Annotated in this window: 10 protein-coding genes and 1 tRNA gene; 9 read left to right on the top strand and 2 right to left on the bottom strand. The window is 66.4% G+C overall.

From position 1 onward, the window contains the following. Nucleotides 1-105: 105 nt before the first annotated feature. The 3 genes from rplU (at nucleotide 106) to obgE (ending at nucleotide 1,928) form a co-directional block, all read left to right on the top strand. Complete coding sequence (rplU, locus tag ABD974_RS14090; RefSeq protein ID WP_345303952.1) at nucleotides 106-426, top strand: 50S ribosomal protein L21; 321 nt, start codon at nucleotides 106-108, stop codon at nucleotides 424-426. Nucleotides 427-438: 12 nt separating this feature from the next. After that, complete coding sequence (rpmA, locus tag ABD974_RS14085) at nucleotides 439-690, top strand: 50S ribosomal protein L27 (protein ID WP_345303951.1); 252 nt, start codon at nucleotides 439-441, stop codon at nucleotides 688-690. Nucleotides 691-845: 155 nt separating this feature from the next. Next, the gene (gene obgE, locus ABD974_RS14080; protein ID WP_345303950.1) at nucleotides 846-1,928 is read left to right on the top strand and encodes a GTPase ObgE; all 1,083 of its coding nucleotides are present in this window, start codon (nucleotides 846-848) and stop codon (nucleotides 1,926-1,928) included. Between the two features lie 82 nt (nucleotides 1,929-2,010). Here obgE and rpsT read toward each other — a convergent pair whose 3' ends face one another. Continuing rightward, the gene (gene rpsT / locus ABD974_RS14075; protein ID WP_345303949.1) at nucleotides 2,011-2,280 is read right to left on the bottom strand and encodes a 30S ribosomal protein S20; all 270 of its coding nucleotides are present in this window, start codon (nucleotides 2,278-2,280) and stop codon (nucleotides 2,011-2,013) included. A gap of 163 nt (nucleotides 2,281-2,443) precedes the next feature. On the opposite strand from rpsT, the gene murJ reads away from it, so the two are divergent. The 6 genes from murJ (at nucleotide 2,444) to ABD974_RS14045 (ending at nucleotide 9,606) form a co-directional block, all read left to right on the top strand. Next, nucleotides 2,444-4,051 carry a murein biosynthesis integral membrane protein MurJ gene (gene murJ / locus ABD974_RS14070; RefSeq protein ID WP_345303948.1) on the top strand — a complete coding sequence of 536 codons (1,608 nt, stop codon included), beginning with the start codon at nucleotides 2,444-2,446 and terminating at the stop codon, nucleotides 4,049-4,051. Between the two features lie 110 nt (nucleotides 4,052-4,161). Then, nucleotides 4,162-5,124 carry a bifunctional riboflavin kinase/FAD synthetase gene (locus ABD974_RS14065; RefSeq protein ID WP_345303947.1) on the top strand — a complete coding sequence of 321 codons (963 nt, stop codon included), beginning with the start codon at nucleotides 4,162-4,164 and terminating at the stop codon, nucleotides 5,122-5,124. Between the two features lie 59 nt (nucleotides 5,125-5,183). Beyond that, nucleotides 5,184-7,979 carry an isoleucine--tRNA ligase gene (gene ileS, locus ABD974_RS14060; protein ID WP_345304002.1) on the top strand — a complete coding sequence of 932 codons (2,796 nt, stop codon included), beginning with the start codon at nucleotides 5,184-5,186 and terminating at the stop codon, nucleotides 7,977-7,979. After that, nucleotides 7,979-8,488: a signal peptidase II gene (lspA, locus tag ABD974_RS14055; RefSeq protein ID WP_345303946.1), complete on the top strand. Its 510-nt coding sequence runs from the start codon at nucleotides 7,979-7,981 to the stop codon at nucleotides 8,486-8,488. The genes ileS and lspA overlap by 1 nt, the downstream gene beginning before the upstream one ends. A 7-nt stretch (nucleotides 8,489-8,495) precedes the next feature. Further along, nucleotides 8,496-9,446 carry a 4-hydroxy-3-methylbut-2-enyl diphosphate reductase gene (ispH, locus tag ABD974_RS14050; protein ID WP_345303945.1) on the top strand — a complete coding sequence of 317 codons (951 nt, stop codon included), beginning with the start codon at nucleotides 8,496-8,498 and terminating at the stop codon, nucleotides 9,444-9,446. Nucleotides 9,447-9,530: 84 nt separating this feature from the next. After that, nucleotides 9,531-9,606: transfer RNA gene (locus ABD974_RS14045), tRNA-Thr, on the top strand. Nucleotides 9,607-9,710: 104 nt separating this feature from the next. On the opposite strand, the gene ABD974_RS14040 is transcribed toward ABD974_RS14045, so the two are convergent. Further along, a complete protein-coding gene (locus tag ABD974_RS14040; protein WP_345303944.1) occupies nucleotides 9,711-10,640 on the bottom strand; it encodes a serine protease in 930 nt (309 codons plus the stop codon). Nucleotides 10,641-10,737: the final 97 nt, after the last annotated feature.

Raw genomic sequence — 10,737 nt, 5'->3', positions numbered from 1 at the left:
TCATTAAAATCCCGCCTCTTTCCGTCCGCGAGGGCGGTTTCGTGGCACCGCGACACCCGGCTTCGGCCACAAGCGACACCCAATAACTACAGAGGAATCCCGTTCATGTACGCAGTTCTGGTCACCGGCGGTAAGCAATACCGCGTGATGCAAGGCGAGACGCTCCGCGTCGAGCTGCTGGAAGTCGAAGCCGGCAGCGAGATCACGTTCTACAACGTCCTGATGCTGGGCGACGGCGAGGGCGTGACCCTCGGCGATGCGCTCAAGGGCGCCAGCGTCACCGCGAAGGTGCTCGGCCACGGCCGCGCCGACAAGGTCCGCATCGTCAAATTCCGCCGACGCAAGCACCATCGCAAGCAGATGGGCCATCGTCAGCACTACACCGAAATCCAGATCACCGGCATCGCCGGTGGCAACAAGAAGTAAGGAGAAGCCGCCATGGCACATAAAAAGGGCGTAGGTTCCTCGCGCAACGGCCGCGACTCCAACCCGAAATATCTCGGCGTGAAGCTGTTCGGCGGTCAGGCCGTCGAAGCCGGCAACATCATCGTCCGTCAGCGCGGCACCCAGTTCCATCCGGGTCCGGGCGTCGGCCTCGGTCGCGACCATACGCTGTTCGCGCTGGTCGACGGCAAGGTCGAGTTCTCGGTGAAGGGCGCCAACAAGCGCCGCACCGTCAGCATCGTCTGATCGACGCATGCATCCACGACAGGCCCCGCTCCGGCGGGGCTTTTCGTTTCTGACCGTCGAATGCGCCTGCATCGCGGGATCCGCAAAGAGCGCCGTTCCGCAGGTACGTGCAGACTGTTCTCGCCCACTTCACAGATAGCTGACAGAATCGCCCCATGAAACTCGTCGACGAAGCCGAAATCAATGTGTTCGCCGGAAACGGCGGCAACGGCTGCGTCGGTTTCCGGCGCGAAAAGTTCATCCCGCTGGGCGGCCCCGACGGCGGCGACGGCGGCAATGGCGGCAGCGTCTGGCTGGAGGCCGACGAAAACCTCAATACCCTCGTCGACTTCCGCCATCAGCGTTCGTTCCGCGCCCAGCGTGGCGAGAACGGCATGGGCCGGCAGATGTACGGCAAGGGCGGCGACGATCTGACCATCACCGTGCCGGTCGGCACCGTGGTGACCAATGTCGAGACCGACGAGGTCATCGGCGACCTGACCCGCCATGGCCAGCGCTTGCTGGTGGCCCAGGGCGGCAAGGGCGGTCTCGGCAACATGCATTTCAAGAGTTCGGTCAACCGTGCGCCGCGCAAGGCGTTGCCGGGTCTGCCGGGCGAGGAGCGCACCCTTCGGCTCGAGCTGAAGCTGTTGGCCGATGTCGGCCTGCTGGGCTTCCCGAATGCCGGCAAGAGCACGTTCATCCGCGCGGTGTCCGCAGCGACGCCGAAGGTCGCGGACTATCCCTTCACCACGCTGTATCCGAATCTCGGCGTGGTCAGCGTGGAGCCGCACCGCAGTTTCGTGATCGCCGATATTCCCGGCCTGATCGAAGGCGCCGCCGACGGCGCCGGGCTCGGCAGCCTGTTCCTGCGCCACGTGCAGCGCACGCGCCTGCTGCTGCACTTGGTCGACATGGCCCCGATGGAGGGCGGCGTCGAAGCGTCCCCGGCGGAGCAGGTGCTCGCGATCGAGCGCGAACTGCGGAAATACGACCCGGGCATGCTGGAAAAGCCGCGCTGGCTGGTGTTGAACAAGGCCGACCTGATGTTCGAGGACGAGGCCCGCGCCACCGCGGAAGCCGTGGTCGCCGAACTCGGCTGGACCCAGCCCTGGTACATGGTGTCGGCGCTGTCGCGCGAAGGCACGTGGCCGATCATGCGGGAAATCCAGCACTTCTTCGATCGCATGCGCGAAGAGCAGCTGGAAGCGGAAGCGGCCGCGCATCCGCACGTGGCGGGCAGTCCGGATGCAGGTTGAAGGCGTGACATTGTTCGCCGTCGTTCGGACAACAAAAAACCCGGCTTTCGCCGGGTTTTTGTCTATCGCTGCCGAACCGCGATCAGCCGGCCTTGAGGGCCTTGATGCGCGCGGTCAGGCGGCTCTTGTGACGGGCGGCCTTGTTCTTGTGGATCAGGCCGCGCGCGCTGAAGCGGTCGAGAATCGGCTGGGCGATGGCGAAGGCGGCTTCGGCGCCGGCAGCGTCGTTGGCTTCGAGGGCCTTCAGCACTTTCTTGACGGAGGTGCGGAGCATGGAGCGCTGGGCGGTGTTGCGCGCGTTGCGCACGACGGTCTGCTTGGCGCGCTTCTTGGCGGACTTGATGTTGGCCACGGTGGAATCCTGGGGTTGATGCTGGGTCGAATGGTTGAATCGAGCGATGCGGGTCGCTCGATGGCATATGCAAGGGAACAGACCGCCGCTATGCGGACAGTTAGACAGAAAATTATGGGCGATTCAGTGGGTTGCGTCAACTGGGCGGCAGGGGAGGCCGGACATGGCCGATAACGTCCCCACGCCCCCTCCGGAGCCGGGATCCAAGCCTGTCCGGAAGGCGGGGCTGCTGCGCTCGACCTCGGTCTTCAGCGCGATGACCCTGTTGTCCCGGATCGCGGGATTCGCCCGCGACGCCCTGCAGTCCCGTCTCTTCGGCAGCTCGGCGGCGATGGACGCCTTCGTCATCGCCTACCGGATCCCGAACTACCTCCGGCGGATTTTCGCCGAGGGTTCGATGCAGATGGCCTTCGTGCCGGTGCTGAACGAGATCCGCGAGCGCGGCGACGAGGCCGCGCTGAAGGAATTCATCGACCGCATGGCCGGGTCGCTGTTCGCGGTGGTGTTCGTGGTCTCGGGCCTGGGCATGCTGGCGGCACCGGTGATCGCCGGCCTCTTCGCGCCGGGTTCGGTCGATGAGCCGGACAAGTTCGGACTGATCGTGCAGATGCTGCGGATCACCTTTCCGTACCTGTTGTTCATTTCGATGATGGCCCTGGTGGCTTCGGTGCTGAACAGCTTCGGCAAGTTCGCGCTGCCCGCGGTCACGCCGGTGCTGCACAACCTGGTGATGATCTCGGCCATGGTGTGGCTCGCACCGCATTTCGCCGAGCCCGCCAAGGCGCTGGCTTGGGGCGTGTTGATCGCGGGGATCCTGCAGTTGGTCGTGCTGTGGCCGGCGCTCGGCCGGTTGGGCCTGCGGCCGACCCTGAAACCCGGTTTTGGCCATCCCGATGTGCGCCGGGTGGCGAAGTTGATGGTGCCGACCCTGTTTTCCTCGTCCGTGGCCCAGCTGAATCTGCTGGTGGGAACGATGTTCGCCTCCGTCCTGGTCACCGGCAGCCAGACCTGGCTGTATTTGTCCGATCGGCTGGTCGAATTCCCGCTGGGTCTGTTCGGCGTGGCGATCGGCACCGTCATCCTGCCTCATCTGTCCCGCCGCCACGCTGCGGCCGATACCGAAGGTTATTCGGCCGCGCTCGACTGGGGGCTGCGGCTGGCGCTGCTGGTCGGCATACCCGCGGCGCTGGGTTTGTTGCTCCTGGCTGAACCCCTGACCTCGGTGGTGTATCAGGGCGGCAAATTCACCGCCCACGACACCCGGATGGCCGCGATCAGTCTCAGCGCGATGAGTCTGGGCATTCCCGCATTCATGCTCAGCAAGGTGCTGTCGCCGGCGTTCTACGCCCGCCAGGACACGAAAACCCCGATGCGCGCCGCGATCTGGACGGTGCTGGCGAACGTCGCGATGACCGTGGCCTTCACCCTGCCGCTGTGGCTCAACGAGATCGAAGGCGCCCACGGCGGCATCGCGCTGGCGACCGGGCTGGCGGGCATCTTCAATGCCTGGCTGCTGTGGCGGTACCTGCGTCGGGATGGCCTGCTGAAGCCGCAACCGGGGTGGGGCCGGCATCTGCTGCGGATCGCGGTCGGTTGCGCAGCGATGACCGCGGTGGTGCTGGCGCTGTCGTTCCGGGTCGGCGACTGGACCGCGATCGGTAATCCATGGTGGCGGGTAGGGTTGTTGCTCGGTGTGGTCGCTGCCGGCGCCACGGCCTACGGCGTGGCGCTGCTGGCGATGGGCTTGCGCCCGCGCGATCTGCGCCACTGATCGCCAGCGGTCCGGACGCATCGCTCCGGACTCATCGCCTCGGGCTCGCTATACTGCGGAATTGATTGAACTTTGTTCGCCCGGGCCCGCGCCCGGGGGACTGGACCCGAATGACCGAACTCTTCCGCGACCTCGACGGCGGGCCGCTGTGCCCGGATGGCAGCGTGGTGTGCATCGGCGCCTTCGACGGCCTGCATGTGGGCCATCGGGCGCTGGTGTCCCGCGCGGTGGCGCGCGCCCGCGCGCTCGGCGTACCGGCGGTCGCGCTCAGCTTCGAACCGCTGCCGCGCGAATTCTTCGCCGCCGGCGCCGCGCCGCCGCGACTGCAGTTGCCGCGGATGAAACTCGCCGCGTTCCGCGCGCTGGGCGTCGATCGGGTTGGCCTGCTGCGTTTCAACGCCGAACTCGCCGCGCTGTCGCCGGAGCAGTTCATCGAGCGATTGCTGGTCGCGCGGCTGCGCGCGCGCGAGGTGTGGGTGGGGCCGGATTTCCGCTTCGGCCGCGCCCGTGCCGGCAATCTCGATGTGCTGCAGCGGATGGGCACCGCGCACGGTTTCGTCGCCGACACCATCGCGCCGGTGGAACTCGATGACATGCCGGTGTCCAGCACCCGCATCCGTACCGCACTGCAGGCCGGCGATTTCGTCGCTGCCGCGCGCTTGCTCGGCAAGCCCTACGCCATCGCCGGCCGCGTGGTGCGCGGCAAGCAGCTTGGCCGCACGCTCGGCTATCCCACCGCTAACCTGCGCTTCTCGAACAAGACCCCGGCGCTGCGCGGCATCTATGCCACCTGGGTGCATGGGGTGACGGCACAGCCGTGGCCGTCGGTGTCCAGCTTCGGTACTCGGCCCACGGTCGACGGCAAGGAACCGCTGCTCGAAGCGCATCTGTTCGGCTTCGACGGCGATCTCTACGGCCGTCACATCGAAGTCGAATTCGTCGCGCGTCTGCGCGACGAGGAGAAATTCCCCGATCTGCCGACCCTGGTCGTGCAGATGAACCGCGATGCCGAACAGGCCCGCCGCCTGTTGGGCGCGGACACGAAACCGACGACAGAACGAGCCGACGCGTGAGCGACCAAGACAGCCAACGCTACAAATCCACCATCCATCTGCCCGCCACGGAGTTTCCGATGCGCGGCGATCTGCCCAAGCGCGAGCCGGACACGCTCAAGCGCTGGGAAGCGCAGGGCCTCTACGCCCAGGTGCGCGCCCACGCCAAAGGCCGGCCGTCGTTCGTGCTGCACGACGGCCCGCCGTACGCGAACGGCGCCATCCACATCGGCCATGCGGTCAACAAGATCCTCAAGGATCTGGTGGTGAAATCGAAGCTGATGGCCGGTTTCGACGCGCCGTACGTGCCCGGCTGGGATTGCCACGGTCTGCCGATCGAACTGCAGGTCGAGAAGAAATTCGGCAAGGTCGGCGACAAGATCGATGCCGCCGAATTCCGCAAGCGCTGCCGCGAATACGCCGGCCAGCAGATCGATCTGCAGCGCGCCGACTTCAAGCGTCTCGGCGTGCTCGGCGACTGGGACAATCCGTATCGCACCATGGATTTCCGCTACGAGGCGGACATGCTGCGCGCGCTGGCGAAGATCGTCGAACGCGGCCATCTCGCGCGCGGCGCGAAGCCTGTGCACTGGTGCTTCGACTGCGGCTCATCGCTGGCGGAAGCCGAGATCGAATACGAGAACAAGATCTCGCCGGCAGTGGACGTGGCCTACGGGGCGCGCGATCCGCGGGCGCTGGCGGCGAAGTTCGGCGTGGCGATCGACGATGAGGTCGACGTCGCGGTGCCGATCTGGACGACCACGCCGTGGACGCTGCCGGCCTCGCTGGCGGTGAGCATCGGTCCGGAACTCGAATACGCCCTGGTCGAAGGCCCGGCGCACGATGGCAAGCGTCGTCTGCTGGTACTGGCTGAAGCGCTGGTGCCGAAAGCGCTGAAGCGCTACGGCATCGAAGAGCCCGAAGTGCTGGGGCGCGCGCTCGGCGCGGCGCTGGAAAACCTGCTGCTCGCGCACCCGTTCTACGCCGAGCGCGATATCCCGCTGATCCTCGGCGACCACGTGAGCGCCGAGGACGGCACCGGCGCGGTGCACACCGCACCGGGCCATGGCCAGGAAGACTATGCCGTCGGCCTGAAGTACGGCCTGATCGCGAAATACACCGCGGCGCAGATGAATCCGGTCGACGGTCGTGGCGTGTACCTGCCGTCGACACCGCCGCTGGGCGACACCGCGCTGGCCGGCCTGCATATCTGGAAGGCCAACGACGTCATCGTCGAGGCGCTGCGCGGCATCGGCGCGCTGCTCGCGTTCTTCAGGCTCGATCACAGCTATCCGCACTGCTGGCGCCACAAGACGCCGGTGGCGTTCCGGGCCACGCCGCAGTGGTTCATCTCGATGGAGCAGGCGAATCTGCGTGTCGATGCGCTCGATGCGATCAAGCAGGTCGAATGGTTCCCGGACTGGGGCCAGGCGCGCATCACCGGCATGATCGAGAACCGCCCGGACTGGACGATTTCGCGCCAGCGCACCTGGGGCGTGCCGATCGCGCTGTTCATCCATCGCGAAACCGGCGAGCCGCATCCGAATTCGCCGGCGCTGATGCGCCAGGTCGCCGATCATGTCGAACGCGCCGGCGCCGATGCCTGGTACGCGCTCGACGCGACCGAACTGCTCGGCGAACAGGCCAAGGATTACGACAAGGTCACGGACATTCTCGACGTGTGGTTCGATTCCGGCGTCAGCCACGAATGCGTGCTCGCGCAGCGGCTGCAGGATGGCCTGCGCAAGCCGGCCGACATGTATCTCGAAGGCTCCGACCAGCATCGTGGCTGGTTCCACAGCGCGCTGCTCACCGGCATCGCGATGGATGGGCATGCGCCGTATCGGCAGGTGCTCACCCACGGATTCACGGTGGACGAGCACGGCAAGAAGATGTCGAAATCGCTCGGCAACGTGGTCGAACCGCAGAAGGTGATCGACCAGATGGGCGCCGATGTGCTGCGCCTCTGGGTCGCGTCCGCCGACTATCGCAACGAAATGTCGGTGTCCGACACCATCCTCAAGCGCAGCGGCGATGTCTATCGCCGCATCCGCAACACCGCGCGCTTCCTGCTGGGCAATCTCAACGGTTTCGATCCGGCCGCGCATCTGGTCGCGCACGAGGACATGGTCGCGCTCGATCGCTGGATCGTGCATCGCGCCGACGAACTGCAGGCCGAGATCGCGCTGGCCTACCGCCGCTACGACTTCGCGGAAGTGGTGCAGGCGCTGATCAATTTCTGCAGCGTCGATCTCGGCGCGCTGTACCTCGACGTCACCAAGGACCGGCTGTACACCATGCGCGAGGATTCGCGCGGCCGGCGCAGCGCGCAGAGCGCGATGTACCGCATCGCCGAAGCCTTCGCGCGCTGGATCGCTCCGATCCTGACGTTCACCGCCGACGAAGTGTGGCGGCATCTGCCCGCGTCGACCGAGCGCGGCCCGCGCGAAGACCATGTGCTGTTCGCGACCTGGTACGACGGGCTGGCGCCGCTCCCGGCGGATGCGACACTGAATGCCGAGCGCTTCTCGCATCTGCTGGAACTGCGCGAGCAGGTCGCGAAGGTGCTCGAGCCGATGCGCGCCAGCGGCGAAATCGGCGCGGCGCTCGATGCGGAAGTGACGGTCCACTGCGGCGCGGAAACGCTCGCCTGGCTTGCGCCGCTCGCCGACGAACTGCGTTTCTTCCTCATCAGCGGCGATGTCCGCGTGGTGCAGGCGGAGGGCGGAATCGTCGCCACGGTCAGCGACAAGCCCAAGTGCATCCGCTGCTGGCACCATCGCGACGATGTCGGCCGTCATCCCGATCACGCCGAGATCTGCGGACGCTGCGTGAGCAACGTCGAAGGGCCGGGCGAGGCGAGGCAGTGGTTCTGATGACGACGCGTCCCCGACCCAACGCCCTGATCTGGCTGCTGCTGTCTGCGGTGGTCATCGGCCTCGACCAGTGGAGCAAGGCCTGGGTGCTGTCCAGCCTGCCCGAATACCAGGCGGTGATGGTCATCGAGGATTACTGGAACTGGTACCGCAGCTACAACAAGGGTGCCGCGTTCAGTTTTCTCGCGGACACCGACTGGGGGCGGCATGTGTTCTCGGCGCTCGCGGTGCTCATCAGCGGCGTGCTGGCCTACTGGCTCGCACGGACGCCGCGCGGGCAGTGGCGCGAGGCCCTGCCGTTCTCGCTGGTGATCGGCGGCGCGCTGGGCAACCTGCTCGACCGCTTCCAGCACGGCCATGTGGTCGATTTCATCCAGTGGCACTGGAAGAACGCCTATTACTACCCGTCGTTCAACATCGCCGATTCCGCGATCGTCGGCGGCGCCATCGCGCTGGTGGTCTTCAGCGTGTTCGGCAACCGCGGCAAGGCGCCGGCGGAAGGTGGATAATCCCGCCATGGACATCATCCTCGCCAATCCCCGCGGCTTCTGCGCCGGTGTCGACCGCGCGATCGAAATCGTCAAGCGCGCGATCGAAACTCTCGGCGCGCCGATCTATGTCCGCCATGAAGTGGTGCACAATCGTTTCGTGGTCGAAGACCTGCGTCAGCGCGGCGCGGTGTTCGTCGAAGAACTCGACGAAGTGCCCGACAACGCCACCGTCATCTTCAGTGCGCACGGCGTCTCGCAATCGGTGCGCAGCGAGGCCGAACGCCGCGGGCTGAAAGTGTTCGATGCCACCTGTCCGCTGGTGACCAAGGTGCATCTGGAAGTCGCCCGGCATTGCCGTGCGGGCCGTGACGTGGTCCTCATCGGCCATGCCGGACATCCGGAAGTGGAGGGCACCATGGGCCAATGGCTGGCCGAGGCCGGCGTCGGCCGCATCCATCTGGTCGAGGATCTCGACGATGTGGCTTCGCTGTCGGTCGGCCAGCCGGACAATCTGGCCTACACCACCCAGACCACGCTGTCGGTGGACGACACGCGCGGGATCATCGAAGCCCTTCGCGCGAAGTACCCGGCGATGCAGGGGCCGCGCAACGACGACATCTGCTATGCGACCCAGAACCGGCAGGACGCCGTCCGCGTGCTGGCCGAGCAGTGCGATCTGGTGCTGGTGGTGGGCTCGCCGAACAGTTCGAATTCCAATCGCCTGCGCGAACTGGCCGAGCGGGAGGGCGTGGAAGCCTATCTGATCGATGGCGCCGGGGAGATCGATCCGCGCTGGGTCGAAGGGCGCCGCCATATCGGGGTCACCGCCGGGGCGTCCGCTCCCGACGTGCTGGTCCAGGGCGTCATCGCCCGCCTGCGCGAACTCGGTGCCTCGGATCTGCGCGAACTGGACGGGCGGCTGGAAGACATGATCTTCGCCCTGCCCAAGGAATTGCGCCTGCAATTGGTGGACTGAGCGGCGAGATTGACCGCCGGCCCCACGAAAACCTAGAATTCACCTCCCGTCTCCGGCCCTGGCTGGTGGCGAGATGCTTCAAACGCCGGAATAGCTCAGTCGGTAGAGCGGCGCATTCGTAATGCGTAGGTCGCAGGTTCGACTCCTGTTTCCGGCACCATGTTCCCAGACAAAAGCCCCGCGGATGCGGGGCTTTTGTTTTGGTAGGCCCGGATCGCGCCGGGATGTCCACCGCGAGTGCGGAGCATCCCGGTCCGTGGGTGCTTACAGGCCCGCGATGCCGGTGATGAAGTTGCGGATCGTCGCCTGCGAGACGCGCGTGTAGACGCCGAACAGGTTCGGACGCGCACAGCCCTGGCCCCAGCTGACGATGCCGGTGAGGACCGAGCCGCGCGCCAGCGGGCCGCCGGAGTCGCCCTGGCAGGTGTCGATGCCACCGCTGTCGCGGCCGGCGCACAGCATGTTGACGGTGATCTGGCCGCCGTAGGAGTTGCTGTCGTTGCAGTTGGTGCGACTCACCAGCGGCAGCGAGACCTTGCGCAGGTTGATCGGGAAGCTGCCGCCTTCGGTCAGCGCGCCCCAGCCCGTGGCGAGCAGGGCGGTACCGACCGCGGGATCGGCGGTGGCCAGCGAGGCCAGCGGAATGCCGGTCGCCGAGGTCGAGAGCTGCCACACCGCGACGTCGTTGTCGAACGTGCCCGAATTCCAGCTCGGATGGATCACGATGCGGGTGACGTTGCGGCGCACGCCGGTGCCGTCGAGGTTGCGGGTGCCGGTCAGCACCTGGACCTGGCTGGCGGTGACGAAGTCGCTGCAATGCGCGGCGGTGACGACGTAATTGGCCTTGTACAGCGTGCCGCCGCAGAACTGGGCGTCGAAGTTGTTGGCGACGCTCTTGGTCAGCAGCGCGACCTGGAACGGATTGTCCGCCGCGCCGGCGACGCTGCCGCCGACGATCTTCGGCATCAGGATCCGGTCGATGTCCTCTTCGGTCAGATCCGCGGGCATCGCTTCGAGGTTCCTTTCGGCGACGCGCAGTTGGACGTATTCGCGCATCCAGTTTTTCCCGGCTTCCTGCGCCATGGCGGGCGCCTGCACGAACGCGGCGGCGAGCGCGACAAGCGCCAGTGCGGCGCGCATCGTGCCGCGGCGCGATGCGGTGCGGATGGACGGGGTGTGTTCGATCGTACGCATGTCTTCCTCCATTAAGATCTACGTGATTCCGTACCGCCGCAGCCGTGGAAACGTCCGTTCGGCGCGAGGGTCGGTGTGCGAAATGCACTGTGGGACA

The organism is Lysobacter hankyongensis, from assembly GCF_039543145.1.
Classification (GTDB): domain Bacteria; phylum Pseudomonadota; class Gammaproteobacteria; order Xanthomonadales; family Xanthomonadaceae; genus Lysobacter_I; species Lysobacter_I hankyongensis.
Note: the sequence above shows the minus strand (reverse complement) of the source record. Positions and strands in the feature narration are given on the sequence as shown.